Origin of the sequence: Frischella perrara (assembly GCF_000807275.1) — a bacterium.
Taxonomy (GTDB): domain Bacteria; phylum Pseudomonadota; class Gammaproteobacteria; order Enterobacterales; family Orbaceae; genus Frischella; species Frischella perrara.
In genome coordinates, this window is sequence record NZ_CP009056.1 from 1,909,594 (window position 1) to 1,930,863 (window position 21,270).

Annotated in this window: 21 protein-coding genes and 3 tRNA genes; 5 read left to right on the top strand and 19 right to left on the bottom strand. The window is 33.8% G+C overall.

Features of this window, described 5'->3' with window-relative positions:
* Positions 1-70: 70 nt before the first annotated feature.
* From FPB0191_RS08285 to FPB0191_RS08330, 10 genes are all read right to left on the bottom strand, one after another.
* Complete coding sequence (locus FPB0191_RS08285; RefSeq protein ID WP_039105278.1) at positions 71-931, bottom strand: metal ABC transporter permease; 861 nt, start codon at positions 929-931, stop codon at positions 71-73.
* Positions 931-1,797: a metal ABC transporter permease gene (locus FPB0191_RS08290; protein WP_039105279.1), complete on the bottom strand. Its 867-nt coding sequence runs from the start codon at positions 1,795-1,797 to the stop codon at positions 931-933. The genes FPB0191_RS08285 and FPB0191_RS08290 overlap by 1 nt, the downstream gene beginning before the upstream one ends.
* Before the next feature lies 1 nt (position 1,798).
* Positions 1,799-2,695, bottom strand: coding sequence for an ATP-binding cassette domain-containing protein (locus FPB0191_RS08295; protein WP_039105281.1), 897 nt, complete (start codon positions 2,693-2,695; stop codon positions 1,799-1,801).
* On the bottom strand, positions 2,692-3,603 hold the full coding sequence (locus FPB0191_RS08300; RefSeq protein ID WP_039105283.1) for a metal ABC transporter substrate-binding protein: 912 nt from the start codon (positions 3,601-3,603) through the stop codon (positions 2,692-2,694). Before FPB0191_RS08300 ends, FPB0191_RS08295 begins: the two co-directional genes overlap by 4 nt.
* Positions 3,604-3,954: 351 nt before the next feature.
* Positions 3,955-4,191, bottom strand: coding sequence for a sulfurtransferase TusA (gene tusA, locus FPB0191_RS08305; RefSeq protein ID WP_039105285.1), 237 nt, complete (start codon positions 4,189-4,191; stop codon positions 3,955-3,957).
* A complete protein-coding gene (locus tag FPB0191_RS08310; protein ID WP_039105287.1) occupies positions 4,184-4,996 on the bottom strand; it encodes a Cof-type HAD-IIB family hydrolase in 813 nt (270 codons plus the stop codon). Before FPB0191_RS08310 ends, tusA begins: the two co-directional genes overlap by 8 nt.
* A gap of 149 nt (positions 4,997-5,145) precedes the next feature.
* Positions 5,146-6,414 (bottom strand): secretin N-terminal domain-containing protein, encoded by a 1,269-nt coding sequence (locus FPB0191_RS08315; protein WP_052236885.1) that lies wholly within the window; start codon positions 6,412-6,414, stop codon positions 5,146-5,148.
* A 1-nt stretch (position 6,415) separates the two neighbouring features.
* Positions 6,416-6,799 carry a hypothetical protein gene (locus FPB0191_RS08320; protein WP_039105289.1) on the bottom strand — a complete coding sequence of 128 codons (384 nt, stop codon included), beginning with the start codon at positions 6,797-6,799 and terminating at the stop codon, positions 6,416-6,418.
* Complete coding sequence (locus tag FPB0191_RS08325) at positions 6,792-7,250, bottom strand: hypothetical protein (protein ID WP_146202386.1); 459 nt, start codon at positions 7,248-7,250, stop codon at positions 6,792-6,794. The genes FPB0191_RS08320 and FPB0191_RS08325 overlap by 8 nt, the downstream gene beginning before the upstream one ends.
* 84 nt (positions 7,251-7,334) lie before the next feature.
* A complete protein-coding gene (locus FPB0191_RS08330) occupies positions 7,335-8,363 on the bottom strand; it encodes a PilN domain-containing protein (RefSeq protein ID WP_039105292.1) in 1,029 nt (342 codons plus the stop codon).
* A 232-nt stretch (positions 8,364-8,595) separates the two neighbouring features.
* Here FPB0191_RS08330 and FPB0191_RS08335 point away from each other — a divergent pair.
* The 3 genes from FPB0191_RS08335 to FPB0191_RS08345 all read left to right on the top strand — a co-directional run bounded on the left by FPB0191_RS08335 (position 8,596) and on the right by FPB0191_RS08345 (position 8,872).
* Positions 8,596-8,671: transfer RNA gene (locus FPB0191_RS08335), tRNA-Val, on the top strand.
* Positions 8,672-8,710: 39 nt separating this feature from the next.
* Positions 8,711-8,786 (top strand) — tRNA-Val (locus tag FPB0191_RS08340).
* A 10-nt stretch (positions 8,787-8,796) separates the two neighbouring features.
* Positions 8,797-8,872 (top strand) — tRNA-Lys (locus tag FPB0191_RS08345).
* Positions 8,873-9,284: 412 nt separating this feature from the next.
* Here FPB0191_RS08345 and FPB0191_RS08350 read toward each other — a convergent pair.
* The 4 genes from FPB0191_RS08350 to coaA form a co-directional block, all read right to left on the bottom strand.
* Positions 9,285-10,526, bottom strand: a complete 1,242-nt coding sequence (locus FPB0191_RS08350) for a nucleoside permease (protein WP_039105294.1) — start codon at positions 10,524-10,526, stop codon at positions 9,285-9,287.
* A 57-nt stretch (positions 10,527-10,583) separates the two neighbouring features.
* Positions 10,584-11,297: a purine-nucleoside phosphorylase gene (gene deoD / locus FPB0191_RS08355; protein ID WP_039105296.1), complete on the bottom strand. Its 714-nt coding sequence runs from the start codon at positions 11,295-11,297 to the stop codon at positions 10,584-10,586.
* Between the two features lie 316 nt (positions 11,298-11,613).
* The gene (locus tag FPB0191_RS08360; protein ID WP_052236886.1) at positions 11,614-12,027 is read right to left on the bottom strand and encodes a DUF1090 domain-containing protein; all 414 of its coding nucleotides are present in this window, start codon (positions 12,025-12,027) and stop codon (positions 11,614-11,616) included.
* A 60-nt stretch (positions 12,028-12,087) separates the two neighbouring features.
* On the bottom strand, positions 12,088-13,026 hold the full coding sequence (gene coaA / locus FPB0191_RS08365) for a type I pantothenate kinase (protein WP_039105298.1): 939 nt from the start codon (positions 13,024-13,026) through the stop codon (positions 12,088-12,090).
* A 243-nt stretch (positions 13,027-13,269) separates the two neighbouring features.
* Here coaA and yihI point away from each other — a divergent pair, with 243 nt between their 5' ends.
* Together yihI and hemN are read left to right on the top strand one after the other, a co-directional pair.
* A complete protein-coding gene (gene yihI / locus FPB0191_RS08370) occupies positions 13,270-13,755 on the top strand; it encodes a Der GTPase-activating protein YihI (RefSeq protein ID WP_052236887.1) in 486 nt (161 codons plus the stop codon).
* Between the two features lie 149 nt (positions 13,756-13,904).
* Complete coding sequence (hemN, locus tag FPB0191_RS08375) at positions 13,905-15,290, top strand: oxygen-independent coproporphyrinogen III oxidase (protein WP_039105300.1); 1,386 nt, start codon at positions 13,905-13,907, stop codon at positions 15,288-15,290.
* 144 nt (positions 15,291-15,434) lie between these two features.
* Here the strand turns inward: hemN and rpsI are convergent, their stop codons facing one another.
* From rpsI to FPB0191_RS08400, 5 genes are all read right to left on the bottom strand, one after another.
* A complete protein-coding gene (gene rpsI, locus FPB0191_RS08380; RefSeq protein ID WP_039105302.1) occupies positions 15,435-15,827 on the bottom strand; it encodes a 30S ribosomal protein S9 in 393 nt (130 codons plus the stop codon).
* Positions 15,828-15,838: 11 nt separating this feature from the next.
* On the bottom strand, positions 15,839-16,267 hold the full coding sequence (rplM, locus tag FPB0191_RS08385; protein WP_039105303.1) for a 50S ribosomal protein L13: 429 nt from the start codon (positions 16,265-16,267) through the stop codon (positions 15,839-15,841).
* A gap of 539 nt (positions 16,268-16,806) precedes the next feature.
* Positions 16,807-18,333 carry a threonine ammonia-lyase, biosynthetic gene (gene ilvA / locus FPB0191_RS08390; RefSeq protein ID WP_039105304.1) on the bottom strand — a complete coding sequence of 509 codons (1,527 nt, stop codon included), beginning with the start codon at positions 18,331-18,333 and terminating at the stop codon, positions 16,807-16,809.
* Between the two features lie 13 nt (positions 18,334-18,346).
* Positions 18,347-20,197 (bottom strand): dihydroxy-acid dehydratase, encoded by a 1,851-nt coding sequence (gene ilvD / locus FPB0191_RS08395; protein WP_039105305.1) that lies wholly within the window; start codon positions 20,195-20,197, stop codon positions 18,347-18,349.
* A gap of 102 nt (positions 20,198-20,299) precedes the next feature.
* Positions 20,300-21,229: a branched-chain amino acid transaminase gene (locus FPB0191_RS08400; RefSeq protein ID WP_039105307.1), complete on the bottom strand. Its 930-nt coding sequence runs from the start codon at positions 21,227-21,229 to the stop codon at positions 20,300-20,302.
* Between the last annotated feature and the right edge of the window lie 41 nt (positions 21,230-21,270).

Genomic DNA, 21,270 nt, shown 5'->3' on the forward strand with positions numbered 1-21,270 from the left:
AGTGAAAATTCATACAGTTTAACGCTAACGCTTTATCAATTCTATTTGACCATCTCTTTGATTTATCGAACTATTGAGCATAGCTTTTTCTTTTATTCAATGTTGTTTGTTGATAATTGAGAATAAAACGATAACATAGTGCCAGAATAAAAATAAAGGCTTGAATTAGTACGATGCAAGCACTACTACTTGCACTAAAATGGTAGCTAACAAGTGTTCCAGAGACACAGGATATAATAGATACAATAACTGCAATAATTAACATATTTTCAAAACGTCTTGAAAATAGAAATGCAATAATTCCGGGTGCAACTAACATTGCGATGACTAAAATTACGCCGACAGCTTGTAAAGAAGCAACAATTGTTAAAGCTAAAAACGTCAGTAAGCCATAATGCAATAACCGTACCGACAAACCAACAACTTTCGCTTGCACTGGATCGAAACAATATAACATCAAATCTTTACGTTTGACCAACACTATCAAGGCTACGATTATGGCAATAATGATAATTTGCCGCAATTCTTCCTGTGTGGTACCAAGAATACTACCGAATAATATATGATTAAGATGCTGTTCAGTATCAATTTTAGAGAACAAAACCAATCCAAATGCAAACATACCAGAATAAACAATACCCATCACAGTATCTTCTTTCACTCGGCAATTTTCCTTGATATAACCTGTCGCCAATGAACAGCAAAAACCGGAAACAAACGCACCTATTATAATAGGAATACCACCCAAATAAGCTAAAATTATACCCGGTAAGACTGCATGAGAAATTGCATCCCCCATCAAAGACCAGCCTTTAAGTACCAAGAAACAAGATAAAATTGCACAGACAAAACCTGTTGTTATTGAAACAATTATCGCTCTTTGCATAAAAGGATAACTGAGCGGTTCCAAAAGAAAATTCAACCAATCCATTATGCCTTCCCCTGATTTATTAATTTTTTGTGGATTCTTAGCCGATTGGGAATTAATCCATGTTGCGGAGCAAATAAAAAGACTAATAAGAAAATAATTGTTTGTAATGTTATAATTACTCCGCCGGTAGCCCCATCAAGATAATAACTAATCCATGCACCAATTCCACTCGTTACAAATCCCATAACCACTGCAATAATGAGTAATGTTGAAAAACGATTTGTCAGTAAATATGCCGTTGCACCCGGAGTGATAACCATAGCAATAACTAAAATCGCCCCGACAGTTTGTAAAGCTGCCACCGTACAAGCACTCAATATTGTAAAAAAGATAATCTTCAAACGTAAGGTATTAATTCCAATTGAGCGAGCATAGGTTTCATCAAAAAACGATAATAATAAATCTTTCCAAATTAACAATAATACAATTAATGATACACCGATAATAATATGAACCTGCAATAAATCCTCACTACTAATACTTAAAATATCACCCATGATGATAGTATTAACATTAACCGAAGTAGGATTAAGCGATATAATTAATAAACCAAAAGCGAAAAAAGTCGAAAAAATGAAGCCAATTATGGCGTCTTCTTTTAATCGACTCAAATAGCGGATAATCGTTATTGAAATAGCGGCTAGAAATCCAGTGAAGAAAGCCCCAATTGAATAAGGTTGCCCCAGAGCATAAGCTCCAGCAACGCCTGGAACTACAGAATGCGATAATGCATCCCCCATTAATGACCAACCTTTTAACATTAAATAGGCGGATAAAAAAGCACAAGCGGCACCCACAATACTACTTGCCCAAATTGCTTTAATCATATATTCATATTGAAAAGGCTCTAAAATTAAATCCCACATATTATTTTTTCCGCAATTCGTCAATCAATAAATTATCATGAGGTGCTTCATTTTTCCCTTCGCCATAAAAAACAGCAGCCCTTTCATCATCTGTTAATACTGAAACGATTCTAGGATCTTCATCATCATGTAATTTATCGCCTGAAAGGCTGAGATAACGTAAAGCACCACCAAAAGTGGTCATAAGATTTTGTGGTGTAAATGTCGTTTTAGTCGGACCATAATTAAGTACTGTGCGATTAAATAGTACGACTTGATCACAAAATTCTGGTACACTCCCTAAATTATGTGTTGAAACCAAAATTAAATGACCCTGATCGCGTAATGCCTTTAGCAAATCAATAATCGCATTTTCCGTTTGAACATCAACACCGGTAAACGGTTCATCAAGTAATAATACATTACCTTGTTGAGCAAGCGCTCTAGCAATAAAAACCCGTTTTTTTTGCCCCCCTGAAAGCTCGCCAATTTGCCTATTTTTTAATTCCGTCATATTCACTAAATCTAAGGCAATATCTACTTGTCGTTTATCTTCTTTAGAAGGAATACGCAAAAATGACATTTTTCCGTATCTCCCCATCATAACAACATCTGATACCAGAACAGGAAAATCCCAATCAACTTCTTCAGTTTGTGGAACATAAGCAATGATATTTTTCTTTAATGCCGTCATAACGGGTAAATTATTTAATGTTACTGTACCCTTATTTGGCTTAACCATACCCATGATGCTTTTAAACAACGTGGATTTACCGCTCCCATTGACACCTACTAAGGCACATATAGTTCCACCCGTTAATTTAAAATTCACATCATGAATTGCCGTGTGACCATTGTTATATGTCACAGTTATGTTATTTATATTCAAAGTGACCGGATTTACATGTTCATTCATCATTCAAAGCCTTTTGCAATGGTTTCTACGGTTACATTAAGTAAATCAATATAAGTCGGTACTGGTCCATCTTTTTGAGACAAAGAGTCCACATATAACACACCGCCATATTTGATACCTGTTTCTCGACTAACTTGGATTGCTGGTTTATTAGAGATTGTACTTTCACTAAAAATCACCGGAATATTATTAGCACGCACTAAATCAATGACCGCCTTAACTTGTTTTGGCGTTCCTTGCTGTTCAGCATTAATAGGCCATAAATAAGCTTCTTTAAAATCGTAATCACGAATTAAATAACTAAATGCACCTTCACTAGTGACTAACCAACGCTTTTCCTTTGGAATTTGAGCTAGTTTCTCGCGTAATGGACGATCCATCTCTTTAATTTTGGCAATATAATTAGCGGCATTACGATTATATATATCGGCATTCTTAGGATCATATTTAACTAATGCCTTACAAATATTCTCAACGTATATTAAACCTTCACTAGGTGACATCCAAGCATGTGGATTTGGGTTACCTTTATAGCTTCCTTCACGAATCGGCATAGGATCTATACCGTCAGTTACAATAACGGAAGGCACATCTTTAATATCTTGAAAAAAACGTTCGAACCAACGCTCTAGATTCAAACCATTCCACAACACAAGATCGGCAGACTGAGCACGAACAAGATCTTTTGGAGTTGGTTCATACTCATGTATTTCTGCCCCGGGAACTGTTATTGATTCAACAATAGCAGCATCACCAGCCACATTTTGTGCAATATCTTGAATAATTGTGAAGGTAGTAACAACTTTAAATTTTTTATCCGCTGCTTGACTAGATTGACTATATGAAAAAAGAAGAAATAAACAGGTTAAAGAAAAAAATATATTGTATATCCATTTAACTGACCATTTCATCAAAAACTCCTATTAACCTAAACTAAAAGATAATGAGAATTATTATCGTTTAAGTAGCAAAAGTCAATTTTTAAATTACATTATTATTATTTACTAAATAAATTAAATTTAAATCTATCTATGAAATAGGTATTTACGTCAAATAACTTATTGTTTAATTATGATTTATTTAAATAAATTTAAATATAATTACATAATTTTATTTAATTAAAAATTATTTAGATGAGAATTTCTACGACAAAAATAGCTATTTTAATGGCAAGATGTGATCAAAATATGGCAATTAGTGACTAAAATGTGCATATTAATTGTCATAGAATTTAATTAAACAAGCGTTAGAAGCTAGAGTTTCTAACGCTTTTTAATCCAATAATGAAATGGTTTTTGTTCTGTTTGAGCTTCAATTAGCTGATGCTCCATATGTCGGCAGAATCCTGGAATATCACGCACAGTTGCGGGATCATCAGCAATAATATGTAAAACCTGTCCGCTATCTATCTCACGAATAGTTTTACGCACTAACATAATTGGTTCTGGGCAACGCAGACCTAATGTATCAAGTTCTTTATCAGCGTGTATTTTATTCATTGAAAAATAATTTATTTAAATAATGAGGAACAGCATCATCAGCATTTGAGCCAATAATTTCAATTTCTGGTAACGATTGTTTTAGTTCTGCACTTGCATTTTGCATAATGCAACCTTTACCGGCCATTGATAACATTTCAAAATCATTCATGCCATCACCAAAAGCAATACTATCTTGCAATGTATAACCCAATTTTTTTACTACAGCGTCAAGTGCACTACCTTTTGAAACATTAGCATCCATGATTTCTAAACAATTTAAAGATGAAAATGCCATCGAAATATTGTTACCATAGCGTTCAAATAATCTATTTTTCAATTCAACTAAATGAGTATGGAGTGAATCATCCTTAGTCGTAAAATAGATTTTTGCAATATCATCACTAGCAAAATCAATTGGTTCAAATAACCGATAATGGAATTGTGTTTCAGTAAAAAACTCAAGTGAAAAAGGATCTTCTTTATTAATTAACCACTCATCACCACGATAAATATGGGTATAAACTAATGGATCATCCATTGCAATTTGAGCAATTTCATAGGCAATTTTAGGTTGTAAACTTTTACTAACAATCAAATTCCCTTTACTATCATGAACTCTTGCGCCATTCGATGTAATCATATAAGCATCTATATCCATATTTTCTCGCATTTGCGCAACATCAATATGATGTCTGCCTGTCGCAAAGATAAAATGAACATCTTGTTTTCTTAATCTTTGTAAAGTTTGTTTAGTATAAGCTGAAAGATTGTGATCGGGGGTTAGCAAAGTACCATCAAGATCGGAAGCAACAACGCGGAACATAATTAACTCGTTATTATAAATTTGAATGCCTATTATTATATACTAACACCCATTACCATAAAAGCCTATTTAGCACTCAATGAGAAGAGTATTGCCGATCATTAAAATTGATTTATATTTAATGCCATTCAACATTATCAATAGTAATTTTAATATACTAACTGTGGAGTAATAAAAATCACAAGCTCTCTTTTCTGCCATTGCTTTCCCTTATATTTAAAAAAATTACCAATTACCGGGATCTGACTTATCCCAGGCACAGCTTGTTGATTTTGTTGCTGACTTTGTTCAAATATACCACCAAGAATTAATGTTTCACCATTATTAACCAAAACCCGAGTATGAATTTCTTGGGTATTGATTGCTAAAGCTTCCCCACCATCACCGCGTTTAATTGCTCTTCCTGCCGTATTTTGGGTAATTATAAGATCTAACTCCAGTTGATTATTTGTTAACACTCGTGGTGTTACCTCCAATCCTAATACAGCTTGCTTAAACTCGATTGCTGTTGCACCATTATTGTCGTTAGATACTTCATAGGGAATTTCTGTTCCTTGTTTAATATAAGCTGTATGCTGATGTGATGTTAACAAATTAGGGCTTGCGATAATTTCTAATTGATTTTCAGCTTCTAAAGCTGTTAATTCTAAATTTAATAAATTATTAGCGCGTTTAGCTAAATTAAAACCTAACGTAGTTGTTGCATTAGCCACACTATTATTAATATCTAATTGTTCTAAAAATTGTGATTTATTTTTTGTATAAGCCCACTTGATACCAAGTTCATCAGCACTTTCATTACTCATTGTTACAATATGTGCAGCTATATGAATTTGAGGTATAGGTTGATCTAATTGTTCAATGAGTTCTTTTACTTTTTTATGATTTTTTTCAATATCATAAATTATTAATTTTTGCGTTCTATCATCAATGACTATCTTACCGCGATCAGACAATAAGTTATGTTCGTTTAGTATTTCCATTATAGCTTTAGCCTCTGCATGACTAATATTAATTGATGAATAAACAAGTGGTAATTTTAATTCATCGCCTTTTTGTTGCTGATAGAGTTGTTCTTGTAGAATTTTAGGGTCTGTGGGCAGGCTAATAATTAAAAAATTATCTTCAATTCTATAATGCAATTGCGCTGATTGAGTAATGACTGTTAATGCGTCCTTCCATTTAACATTATTTAATTTAACGGTTTGTATATGGTTAATCTTATCCTGTAAAACTAAGTTTAATTGATTATGATCGGCTAGTGTTTGTAAGATAAGGCTAGTCTCTGTTTGATAAAAATTTAGTGATATACGGTTTTCAACTATCTTTTCAGAACCAAAACAATAAATTGATATGAAAAATATTAATAACATCAAAATTATCTTGGGTGTTTGCAAATGAGATGATATATATTTCATATTATTCTCCTTGCAATTTAATTATCGTAACCAGTTGTTTACGACAATACATAGGTAATTCAGCCTTCCAGTGAATTTCATTGGGTGATAGTTTGTTGATCTGCCAAGGTAAAAATTCAAGAGGGTTATTAATGGTAGAAATAGCCAACCAAGTTTTAGTTTTAGAAGATTGAAGAAAAATCTTCATACTGTTCCCCATATCATGATCCGCTATATATCCTCGAAATTGCCACAGACTTAATTGTGAGATTAATTGCGATTCTAAATCTGCGCATGGCACATATTTTGGAACAGCAAAAGGATCATTTAACAAGGTTATTATCTTTTGTTCTGACTGAGCCAATGTTGAAATTACCATTAATATTAATAAAAGATATTTATTCATGAAATACCTGCTGATGTTTACATGACAAACCTAAAAGAAAAAATAATTTGTTGTCATCTCTTGTAATGAATAACATGTCTATTTGCGGAGAAATACTTTGGTGATTGAGTTGTTGTAAAAAAAGAAAAAAGTCATTGAAAGTACCTGAAAAATTAAAATGGTAACGTGATATTTCTGCCATATTCTCTTTTGAAAATTCTACCAATCTAAGATTGCTTTCAATTAATGTATTAGCAAAAATATCTTTGTCTTGGAAAGAAAATGACGTTAACTCACTTAGTTGATTATTAAGTAACTTATTCTCCTCCAATATTAAAGATATTGATGGGAAATTAGCAATTTGCTGTTCTACTAATTCAATATTTTGTATTAACGTTTGGCTATCTATTATTTTTTGCTGTAATTTATCGGATATAGGCATTATCCATATGAATATGATTGCCCAGATCACTGGTATTAATATTCCTACTATAGTGCTATATCGAATTAAATAAGACTGATAGAGCCAATGGTCCAATTTTTCTAAATACATATCTTAGTCATCCAATCTATCTGTATGCTTTAATTGAACAACAAGATTAAACTGGAGCTGCTCATCTTGTTTTTTAATCGAAATAATCTTACAACTTAATATCGATTCAAGCTGATTCATATGATCGACAAATAACAAAATATCATCATATAAAAAACTACTTCCATTAATATTCATTTCATCGTTCTGATATTGCAGATTATTTAACCAAATTTTATTTGAAACGTTGATGGACAAACTCTCTAATATTCTGATAATCGTTTGATAAATTTGTTTAACTTCTTGTTGTTGATCTTGTAATGTTTTTAACTGATTGTTCTTATGAGTTAACTCGTTCAATTGCATCAGTTTTGATTTTACTTGTGAATGATAATTTTCTAAATTTTCATTGGCTATAATTTGCTGATTAAGCTTTTGCATACTAAATGTAATTATTATCGTGGTGACTATGATTAATATGATTACCATACCACTTATAAAAATAATGAGATTTCTTCTTTTATTCCTTCTTTGTTTATCTCGCCAAGGTAATAAATTAATACCCGTAATAGCAGTCATTTCTGCAATGCCATTAATATCGATTTGCTGTTCATTAACTTGATTAATTAGTATTTCAGGCAATCCAATAAAATCAATTTGCCAAGTTAGCAAATTCGTCATGGGCTGGAGTTCTTTTATTTGATAAGCATAAACGGCTAACTGTTTTGTTGTCTCATTAGTTGGTGGATTGTCTTCCACTAAAAAATCATATGCTAATGTGTCTTCGCTTGCGAATAAACTAACAAGGTGATGTTTTACATAATTATCAATTTCATAGGGCATTAACGATATATTAGGAATGGGTAGATATGCCTTATTTAATAAATTATCTAATAAAATTATCCGACAAGTTATTTTTGATTTAACACTTGTTATTGTTTTTCGAAGAAAAAAAGCCAAATCATCAACTAAATTATCATCAAGTTTAAAATTTTGTTTAGTTAAAATGGATATTTTCCGAAGTTTATTCTTTCCAATATAACATTGGAGCATGTTTTTTTTCAGAAATAGCGTGACAATGTACAAATTTCAATCTCTCGCAACAAATTATTTATTAATAATTATTTAATAATTTATGGCTCTGAATCTTGGAAAAAAGTTAATTTTGCGAAACACTAAACAAAATATGTTTAAATTTACAACGGAAGAATGATTATTACAAAAAAACTTAAAAAAAGTGTTGACTGATAGGTAACTATCCTTATAATGCTTTTTCACACGGTCAGGGTGATTAGCTCAGTTGGGAGAGCACCTCCCTTACAAGGAGGGGGTCACTGGTTCGAACCCGGTATCACCCACCAATTCTAACCGTGTAATTCTAAATTCATTTTTGAATTTTGGGGTGATTAGCTCAGTTGGGAGAGCACCTCCCTTACAAGGAGGGGGTCACTGGTTCGAACCCGGTATCACCCACCATCTTTAAGATGGGTCGTTAGCTCAGTCGGTAGAGCAGCGGACTTTTAATCCGTTGGTCGAAGGTTCGAATCCTTCACGACCCACCACTTTTACCTCATTTTTTAAATATCATTAATTGCACTTTTCTATTATATTTCTCTTATAACTATCTATATCAATAAATAATATAAATCATAAAGACACGCTTTTAATATTTTTCATTTAATACTTTTTACACATTAAATTAGACAAGGTTATTTGTCTCTAAAAACGATAGCAAATTGCAAATAATTAGATGCGCTATCACAATATATATCACGTTCATGAAATACCTCTAAAAATCTATTTTTTCGCAAAACAGCGCATTGATTAGGTCATTTGAAATAAATAAGGAGCACGTCAGAATGAACTGAGCGGCTCCCTGATTTAGACATAGTCTGTTTTAGCAGAATATCAATTAGTTATAGAATCAAATGGCGATTAACCTTATGAACGCCATGTTTCTAATTATCATAAATATTATGATGCTTTTTTTGACTTTTTATTTTTATCTGGGTAAATGAAATAAAACAATATGGCTAATGCTAACGAATATCCAGCAAAGACCAACCAAATTGAATGCCAATTTTTTACACCTTCGATAGTAAAATAATCTACTACTTCACCACTAAATAGCATCCCAAAATAAAGTCCAAAGCCATTAACCATTGTCATAAATAGTCCTTGAGCACTAGCTCGTATTTTAGGCGGAACTTCTTTTTCAATAAATACAGAACCAGAAATGTTGAAGAAATCAAACGCACAACCATAAATAATCATTGATAGCATAAGTAAAACACAGCCGACAGGCGATGGATCACCAAACGCAAATAATCCAAAACGTAGAGTCCAAGCTAACATTGATATTAGCATGATGATACGTATACCAAAACGTTTAAGGAAAAATGGAATTGTTAAGATAAAAGCGAATTCTGAAATTTGTGATAACGACAATAAAATAGCTGGATATTCTACAACGAGACTTCCTTTATAAACTGGATTTTCTGAAAAATCATGTAAAAATGGATTACCAAAAGTATTTGTGATTTGTAATACTGCTCCTAATAACATGGCAAATAAAAAGAAGATAGCCATTTTAGAGGAATTAAATAATGCAAATGCATCTAATCCTAATTTAGATACTAAAGACATTTTGGTTGTAGATTTTGATGTTTCTACTGTTGGTAAAGTCAATGCATATAAGGCTAACAATAAAGAACTGGCTGCTGCAATATAAAGTTGCTGATTACTAAGTTCGAGATGTAATAAGCTAATAGTCCACATTGCTAAAATAAAACCGATTGTGCCACAGGCTCGAATAGGTGGGAATTTCGCAACACTATCTAGTTTATATTTATCTAAGCAATAGTAAGAAATCGAATTTGATAATGATAATGTTGGCATAAAGGCTAATGAATTTATTAACATTATCCAGAACATTTCGTTTACTGTTGTAGCACTAGCTGCATAATACAAAGAAATAGCACAAATAATATGACAAAATGCAAATAAGCGATTAGCGGGTATATATTTATCTGCTAACATTCCCAATGGTGCGGGCATGAATACGGATGCTATACCTAAAGAACTATAAACCCATCCCACATCAGAACCTGAAAAATCAAGAGTCTTGATCATATAAGATCCTAAGGTGATTAACCAACATCCCCAAATGAAAAACTGTAGAAATGATAATGTTTTTAATCGTATCATAATGTTCATAAGTAAGGTCTCGTCAAAAAAGCTACTGTTATTAATTGATTTAGTAAATTATTATACTTATTGAGCAAGTATAACTGACTCAAGTGCAATAGTTATCATTTCATTAAATGAAAATTGACGTTCTTGCGCACTAAGTTTCTCACCACGACGAATATGATCCGAAACTGTGCAAATCGTTAACGCTTTAGCCTGATATTCTGCAGCTAAACCATAAATACCTGCAGCCTCCATTTCAACACCTAAAATGTTATACTTTTCCATTACATCAAATAATTCAGGCTGTGGAGTATAAAACAGATCTGTAGAGAATAAGTTACCAACTTTTACCGGAATGTTTTTTAATTTAGCTGCTTGCACAGCATTATGTATTAAATCGTAATCAGCAATAGCAGCAAAATCATGGTCCATAAAACGAATACGATTGACTTTTGAATCAGTACAAGCTCCCATACCTATTACGATATCACGTAGGTTTACATTCTGACTTATTGCACCACAGGAACCGACACGAATAATATTTTTTACACCATATTGAGTAATGAGTTCAGTAGCATATATTGAACATGAAGGAATTCCCATGCCATGACCCATAACTGAAATGCGTTTACCTTGGTACTCGCCAGTATAACCTAGCATATTACGGACATTAGTAACTTCATGAAAATTATCTAAAAAAGTCTCAGCTATAAACTTTGCTCGAAGCGGGTCACCAGGCATAAGAACTGTTTCGGCAAAATCACCAAGATTAGCATTAATATGAGGGGTCGACATAAAAGCTCCTAATTATTTTATAATTTATTAAATCCGGATAAATTGTAGTATTCCTAACGTATTTTGCATTAGTTTTAATTAAATATGACATAATAAATGCTAAATTAATACCAATACTAAAATCAGCATTTTAAAAGCGCAAAATAATACGTTCTTGATAACGGCTACAATGATAAAGAAATAGCTCTAATTTGCAAGTATCTATATGATTTATATCTATGATTTGTCACTGAGACTTAAATACATATAATCTAAGTGAAGTGAATGAATAAATAGCATCAGATGATTAATCAATCTGATGCTATTATAAAACAAGTTAATGAGACTCTTGTTGCAAAGCTTGATAAAAGTCATTCAATTGATCTTGAGCTTTTTTTAATTCTTTTTCAGCTTTACGTACTTTTTGTTCTTGTTTACTAATTTTACTGCTAGCTTCACCTTTTAGCTTTGCCTCATGTAAATCAGATTGTTTTTCTTTGAGTTTTGCTAGTTTTTCTTTAACTTTGTTTTGATATTTTTCTTTTAATTTATCATTGTCACAATGTGTGGTTACATCATCTAAGGCTTTTTTAAGCCCAGTAAGTTGATGATGATTATTCATCTTCTCGGCTATGTTAATTTGATTATTAATAGTTTCTTGTTTACCCAAACAAGTTAAATTGTTAGCATTGGCAAAAAAGCTAAACTGCAGTAATAAAGGTAATACCCAATAAATCGCTTGTTTTTTCATAACACATACACCCCTATTAATAAAATTCAAGGTTGATAAAACGATAATAAACCTCTGATTTCACTTTCTCAACTGAATGCTTGCTACACGATGGTCAGCCCCTTTTGTCAAAATTAGACTGGCTCGCTCTTTGGTAGGAAGTATATTTTCAATAAGATTTAATTCATTAATTGTTTTCCATACCTGTTCTGCTCTTGCTAATGCTTCAGATTCAGGAATTTGCGAATAATGATGGAAATAAGAGCTAGGATCACTAAAAGCACCTGCTCTAAATTTCAAGAAACGATTAATATACCAATCATGTAATAATGGGATTTCCGCATCAACATAAATTGAAAAATCCACATAATCCGAAACAAATACTCGATTACTTTTAGCTGCACCATTAGCTTGATTTTGCAGAACATTTAGCCCTTCTAAAATTAATATATCAGGTTGTTCAACTTCAATAGATTCATTTTCTACAATGTCATAAACAGAATGCGAATACACAGGTGCATTTACTTTCTCAATACCTGATTTAATATCAGAGACAAATTTTAATAATTTTTTTACATCATAGGACTGTGGAAAACCTTTTTTGTCCATCATATTACGTTCTTGCAATATTTTATTAGGGTACAAAAATCCATCTGTAGTCACTAATGCTACTTTACGATGCTCTGGCCAACGCGTTAATAGTGCCTGTAATACGCGAGCTGTCGTACTTTTACCAACAGCAACACTACCAGCAATGCCAATAACATAGGGCGTTTTATGATCTTGACCTAAGAATCGAGATAAAATCATGTGACGGGTAAAATGGTTACTGATGTAATAATTAAGTAGTCTTGATAGTGGTAAATAGATTTCGCTGACCTCCTCTAAAGACAGATCTTCATTAATACCTTGCAATGACGATAATTCTGCTTGAGTTAGTGTCATAGGTACCGCATTTCGTAAAGCTGCCCATTCTTTACGATTAAATGTCATATAAGGGCTTAAGTGATGATTATCCATAAAGTTAACTAAAGTTAAAACGATCTATTCATAGTTTAATGACTGATATAGTTGTCATTTTACCCATCAAGCTTAATAATGCAATATTGAATACATAATATGTACAATAGAACATCAAGTAACTTTAATTAAAATCACTAATTTACTGCCAATTGGAATGACTTAAGTGTATAATTTGGCAATCAACTGAAATTCGAATTCGTTTCACTCTTTTATATTGATAGATTATTCACCCATATTGTTATGATTAAGAAAAAACCTAAACTAAGTCGTGCTGAAATTAATGAACGTTCAAGATTACTAAAACGCAAAAAGAAACACAAAGGATTACCGAGTGGCTCACGCATTAGCCCATCTAATTCCGCATCAAATGAAAAAACCACTGTGGTTTCTGACCCTCGGGTTGGTAGTAAAAAACCGATACCTTTATTTGTTGAAACAACAAAGGTTTCTAATAAAGCAAAAAATAATATTTCAACTGTAAAGCCAAAGAAATTGCCACCTGAACTAGAATTGCAGGAATTGGAAAACAATCCTTATCTCGATGAATTGTTGGATATGATAGAAAGTGATCAAAAGTTGACACCTAAACAGCAACAAGATTTAGATATAATGCTTGATCGTATTGATGAATTAATGAATCTGTTAGGTTACACAGAATCTGACGAAAATCAGAGAGATGAATTGGATACATCAGAGGATATTGTTAGTTTACTAAGAAAACGCTAACTATATGTTAATGCTAATAATGCTCAGTTTATATTTCGGTTTGGCTATTTGTTTGTTGCTTTATTTAAGAAAAATCAAGAAAATTAAACATACACTAACTGTGAAAACTAAACCGAAATTAAAAACTAATCAAAATTATTCTAAATGCAATGTCAAAACAAATAAATAAAGGATCACTTATTTGGGATCAAGATTTAATTCAAAAATACAATTATTCAGGACCAAGGTATACCTCTTATCCAACTGCTCTAGAATTCAATGAACAGTTTAATGAGCAGGATTTTCTGACTTCCGTGACATTATATCCAGAAAAACCTCTCTCTATATATGTCCACATCCCGTTTTGTCATAAACTTTGTTACTTTTGTGGATGTAACAAAATGGTGACTCGTCAACATCATAAAGTTACAAAGTATCTTGAAGCATTAAAACAAGAAATTATAAATCGGGCACCTTTATTTAAAAATAAAATTGTTACTCAAATGCACTGGGGAGGCGGTACACCAACTTACCTTAATGATGAGGAAATTGGGTGGTTAATTGACGTACTAAAAGATAATTTCCAGTTTGCAAATAACATAGAGCAATCAATCGAAATTGACCCGCGTGAAATCACACCCAAAACTATTGATCATTTAGCTTTAGTTGGTTTTAATCGCTTAAGTATGGGAATTCAAGATTTTAATCAAGAAATTCAGACTTTAATTAATCGTGAACAAGATGAGAATTTAATTGCTAATCTAATTAAACAAGCGAGAAAAAGAGACTTTGCATCGATTAGTTTAGATTTAATTTATGGCTTGCCTAAACAAACAGTTGAGAGTTTCACCGATACCTTAAACAAAGTTATTGCACTTTCTCCCGATCGATTAAGTGTATTCAATTATGCACATCTACCGACACGATTCGCAGCTCAACGTAAAATAAAGGACGAGGATTTACCTGCCGCTATTGAGAAATTAAAAATATTACAAAATAGTATTGAACAGCTTACCCAAGCTGGATATACGTTTATTGGGATGGATCACTTTGCCAAACCAACTGATGAATTAGCCATTGCTCAGCAACAAGGCATACTACATCGCAATTTCCAAGGCTATACAACACATGGTGATGCCGATTTATTGGGTTTAGGAGTGTCAGCAATTAGTATGCTCGGCGATAGCTATGCTCAAAATCAAAAAGATCTACAAATATACCAATCAGAAGTTCAGAAAAAGGGTAACGCTCTCTGGAAAGGGTTTACATTAAATCAGGATGATAAGATTAGACGTGATGTGATTAAACAATTAATTTGCCATTTTAATTTAAATAAGGCAACGATTGAAAATCGTTATCAAATTAAATTTGATGATTATTTTGCTGAAGACTTACAACTCCTTGCCCCACTTGTTAAAGATGGTTTAGTTGAGAATAAAGCTGATTCGTTAATAGTTTCAGCTAAAGGACAAATGTTAATACGGAATATTTGTATGTGTTTTGATATTTATATGCGTAAAGTAGCCCGTCAACAACAATTTTCTAGAGTAATCTAATCTTTTTATTGGATTTAGATAGTAGGAAAATCGAAAGCTAATTATTTATAAGAATCCATCAAGACAAATTAATTTTGTCAGCACAACTCAATTTAGGAATAAAAAAACCCGGTATAACCCGGGTTTTTGCTTTGTATGAAAAAATTAACGTTTTGAGAATTGTGGACGACGACGTGCTTTGCGTAGACCAACTTTCTTACGTTCAACTTCACGAGCATCACGCGTTACGAAGCCCGCTTGACGTAATGGAGAACGTAATGTTTCGTCATATTCCATTAATGCACGAGTAATACCGTGACGAATTGCACCCGCTTGACCAGAGATACCACCACCTTTAACAGTGATGTAAAGATCAAACTTGTCAGTCATTTCAACTAATTCTAATGGTTGCATTACAACCATACGAGCAGTATCACGACCAAAATATTGTTCTAAAGAACGTTTATTAATTACAATGTTACCGCTTCCTGGTTTAATGAAAACACGAGCAGAAGAACTTTTGCGGCGACCTGTACCGTAATATTGATTATCAGCCATCTTTTATCCCCTTAAATATCTAGTACTTGCGGTTGTTGTGCCGCATGATTGTGCTCGTTACCTGCGTAAACTTTTAGTTTACGGTACATTGCACGACCAAGAGGACCTTTCGGTAACATGCCTTTAACAGCAATTTCGATAACTTGTTCAGGATGACGTTCAATCATTTCTTTGAAAGACGCGTCCTTAATCCCACCAATGTAACCAGTATGACGATAATACATTTTATCAGTGCGTTTTTTGCCAGTTACAGCAACTTTTTCTGCATTGATAACAATGATGTAATCACCTGTATCAACATGTGGTGTATATTCTGCTTTGTGCTTACCGCGTAGACGGCTAGCGATTTCAGTTGCAAGACGACCTAGTGTTTTACCAGCCGCATCAACAACATACCAGTCGCGTTTTACTGTTTCTGGTTTAGCTGAAAAAGTACTCATTAGTAATTTACCCAAAATTATTAAATTAATCTCACGTTAATAAATCCGCCTTATGTAACCAGATTTATTTACACATATGTTTTTATTCGCTGAACCATTAACCCCTTCGAGTCATGTATTCAAGGAAGTCTAACTAAAAAAGCAATGTCGGGAAAACATTGCTGTAACGTGGGTGCGTTTATTATACAGAAATAAAATAAGATCACCAGTTCCCTAAGCAAAATTTATTATCCTTTTTAGGATTATTAATCTTTTTAGAACATTATTAGGAGCGATCAAATCTAATGCCATAGGTAATCCACTAAAAGTGGCTTTTATTTTTATTTGGTTTTTACAAATTTTAAACAAAATGATGAGATATATAGCATGCCAAATATAACATTTTGATCATCGCAATCCAGTTTACAATTAGCAAATAACATAATCTAGCAGTATAAATTATAAACTTATATGAAGATATTTTTTGAAATAGAAATAAGGGATAACGCTAGATTACCCCTCAAATATTATGATATGAATTAATACTTACCGCACTTATATTAATCCGTTAAAAAATATTTTAATGACGGATTTTCACTTTCATTATGGTAATCATAATTTAATTCGGCGAGATGGCTTTCAAATGCTTGATCATTAGCATCTATTTCAAATCCTGCTAAAACACGCCCATAATCGGTACCATGACTACGATAATGAAATAATGAGATATTCCAATTGGTTCCTAAAGTCTGTAAGAACTTTAATAAAGCGCCCGCTGATTCTGGAAATTCAAAACTATAGACTTGTTCCTTTAACGGCTTACATGGTTTTCCACCAATCATATAACGCAAATGTAACTTGGCCATTTCATCATCAGATAAGTCAAAGACTTGATAACCACCAGCACTTAGTTGTTGGATAATTTCTTCTTTTTCAATATCTCCATTGGTTATACGAACGCCAACAAATATACAAGCATTTTTATCGTCATGATATCGATACTTAAACTCAGTTACAGAACGACCACCTAATAATTGACAAAATTTTAAAAAGCTACCCTTTTGTTCTGGTATCGTTACGGCAAACAGCGCCTCTTTTTTCTCACCAAGTTCACAACGTTCAGAAACATAACGTAAAGTATGAAAATTAAGATTAGCGCCCGATAAAATATGTGCTAAATTTTCACCGCGAATGTTATGCAGTTCAATGTACTTTTTCATGCCAGCTAGCGCTAAGGCGCCAGAAGGTTCAGCTATAGCTCTAATATCGTCAAAAAGATCTTTAACTGCTGCACAGATTTCATCACTATCTACGACTACAATATCATCAATATATTGTTGGCAGAGCCTAAAAGTTTCATCGCCAATCCGTTTAACAGCTACTCCTTCGGCAAATAATCCTACTCGATTCAAATCTACTGGATGCCCAGCCTCAAGTGCCGCTTTTAAACATGCAGAATCTTCGGCTTCAACTGCAATGATTTTGATAGAAGGTAAAATTTGCTTAATAAGCACAGCAATTCCAGCTGCTAGCCCTCCGCCACCCACAGGAACAAAAATGCGATCAAGTTTGGCATTTTGCTGTAATAGTTCCATTGCAATACTACCTTGACCAGCAATTACTAATGGGTGATCAAATGGAGGAATGAAAGTACGATGTTGCTCTGCCGCAAGTTCAATAGCTTTATTTTTGGCTTCATCGAAGTTGGCACCATGAAGTAGTACTTTACCACCAAATCCTTTAACTGCTTCAACTTTTATATCTGGCGTTGTTAATGGCATAACAATTAGTGAGTCAATGCCTAGTTTGGTCGCGGACAAAGCCACTCCTTGAGCATGATTGCCTGCTGATGCGGCGATAACGCCACACTGCCTTTGCTTGTCGTTTAAACTAGCAATCATCGCATGAGCACCACGAATTTTAAAACTATGAACTTTTTGACGATCCTCACGTTTAACAAATACGCGATTACCTAACCTTATCGAGAGTTTTTCCATCTCTTCTAATGGTGTCACATCGGCGATATCATAAACGGCGGAACATAGCGTTGCTTGTAGGTACTGTGCACCTGTCATCTCTTTTTTCATGGTCTTTTCCGCCTTAACCCGCTAGTTTACTTTTATCTCTAACGGCACCTTTGTCGGCACTGGTTGCCAAGCTAGCATAAGCTTTTAAAGCATAGGAAACTTGACGATCTCGATTGTGTGGCGTCCATGCTTTATCCCCTCTCGCCTGTTCTGCAACACGACGCATTTCTAGTTCAACTTCAGGAACATCTAGAACCAATTTACGATTTGGAATATCAATATCAATAATGTCGCCATCTCGGACTAAACCAATAACGCCACCATTTGCGGCTTCTGGTGAAATATGTCCAATAGATAATCCTGATGAACCACCGGAAAAACGACCATCGGTAATTAGCGCACATTTTTTACCTAATCCCATTGATTTCAGATAACTTGTAGGGTAAAGCATCTCTTGCATGCCTGGTCCACCTTTAGGACCTTCGTAAATGATAACAACAACATCACCTTCTAAAATCCTCCCCCCCAAAATCGCACTGACCGCATCTTCTTGACTTTCAAATACTTTAGCTGGTCCTCTAAATACAAGATTTTCAGCTGCAACACCAGCCGTTTTAACAATTGCTCCATCTATCGCAACGTTACCATATAGTGTTGCCAATCCGCCATCTTGACTATAAGCATGGGCTTTGTCACGAATACAACCATTTTGGCGATCATTATCAAGGCTATCCCAATAACAATCCTGAGAGAAGGCTTTAGTTGTCCTAATACCTGCCGGACCACTACGATACATTTTTTTCACGTCTTCATCTTTCGTTTGCATAATATCGTATTTGGTAAATGTTTCTTCCAAATTTAAGCCTAGTACATTTTTAACATTTCGATTTAGTAAACCGGCACGATCGAGTTCTGCCATGATACCAACTACCCCACCTGCTCGATGAACATCTTCCATGTGATAAATTTGTGTACTTGGTGCAACTTTGCATAAATGTGGAACTTTACGAGATAAACGATCAATATCCGACATAGTGAAATCAATTTCACCTTCTTGCGCCGTAGCTAATAAATGAAGTACCGTATTGGTTGAGCCTCCCATCGCAATATCTAATGACATAGCATTTTCATATGCTGCTTTTGTGGCTATTGAACGTGGTAGCACTGAAACATCATCTTGTTCATAATAACGTTTGGTAATCGTAACAATATGTTTTGCTGCTTGTTTGAATAATGCTTCACGTTGTTTGTGTGTCGCTACAAGCGAACCATTACCTGGTAGTGCTAATCCTAAAGCTTCAGTTAAACAGTTCATTGAATTAGCCGTAAACATACCAGAACAAGAACCACAGGTTGGGCAAGCAGTTTCTTCAATTTGTTGGCTAACATTATCGGCAACGGTAGGATCAGCACTTTGAATCATTGCATCAATTAAATCAAGTTTAATAATCTGATCAGACAATTTAGTCTTACCGGCTTCCATTGGTCCGCCCGATACAAAAATTACAGGTATGTTAATTCTCAATGCTGCCATTAACATTCCTGGGGTAATTTTATCGCAATTAGAAATACAAACCATAGCATCAGCACAATGAGCATTAACCATATATTCAACAGAATCAGCAATTAATTCTCGTGAAGGTAATGAGTACAACATTCCACCATGCCCCATAGCAATACCATCATCTACAGCAATAGTATTAAACTCCTTGGCAATTCCTCCCGCCGCCTCAATCTCTTTAACAACTAATTGGCCAATATCTTTTAAATGTACATGACCGGGTACAAATTGTGTGAATGAATTAACAACAGCAATGATCGGTTTACCAAAATCTTCATTTTTAACGCCAGTAGCACGCCATAATGCCCGTGCGCCTGCCATATTACGACCTTCTACTGATGTTGCTGAACGATACTTCGGCATAAAATGCTCCCAATTCCTTTTCTTGAAATAATATATTAATTAACTATTTGATTATTAAAAATAATGCAGAATTTAAATTCTGCATTGATTAGCCAACTGAGATTATTTTACGCTATCTAACCAGTGATACTTATCTTCTGTTTTACCATTAAATAATCCAAAGAATGCTTGTTGAATTCGCTTAGTAGTCGGTCCACAGCGACCAATACCAACTTGGATACCATCAATACTACGTACTGGCGTAATTTCAGCAGCGGTTCCTGTCATAAATACTTCATCAGCCAAATAAAGTGATTCGCGTGAAAGCGTTTGCTCACGAATTTCAATACCTAAATCTCTAGCTAATGTTAAGATTGCATCACGCGTAATACCTGGCAGTGCAGCTGATGTTAAAGTTGGTGTAAATAGAATATTATTTTTTACAATAAAAATATTTTCACCCGCACCTTCTGACACATAACCATGAACATCAAGTGCGATACCTTCTTGATAGCCATGACGACGAGCTTCACTACCAACTAATAGTGATGATAAATAATTTCCGCCGGCTTTAGCAGCTGTTGGTATAGTATTAGGTGCAGAACGATTCCATGATGATACCATTGCATCAATACCTTGTTCCAATGCTTCCGGACCTAAATATGCACCCCATGGGAAAGCGGCAATAATAACATCTGTTTTGTAACCGGCGGGTGGATTCACTCCCATTCCTACGTCACCAATAAATACCAAAGGACGTATATAAGCACTGTTTAGATTATTTTTGATTAAAGTCTGGCGAGTAGCACTCATTAATTCATCAACAGAGTAACTAATTGGCATACGATATATTTTGGCTGAGTCATGTAACCGTTGCATGTGTTCGCGATGACGAAATACTGCTGGACCATTATGGGTTTCGTAACAACGCACACCTTCAAAAACAGATGTGCCATAATGTAATGCATGAGACATAACATGGACTTTTGCTTCGTCCCATTTAATCATTTCACCATTAAACCAAATATAATCAGCCTTTGCAGTTGTTGTCATGTTAAAATTCCTCTAATTTATAACTTATTGTGTTGTTAAAT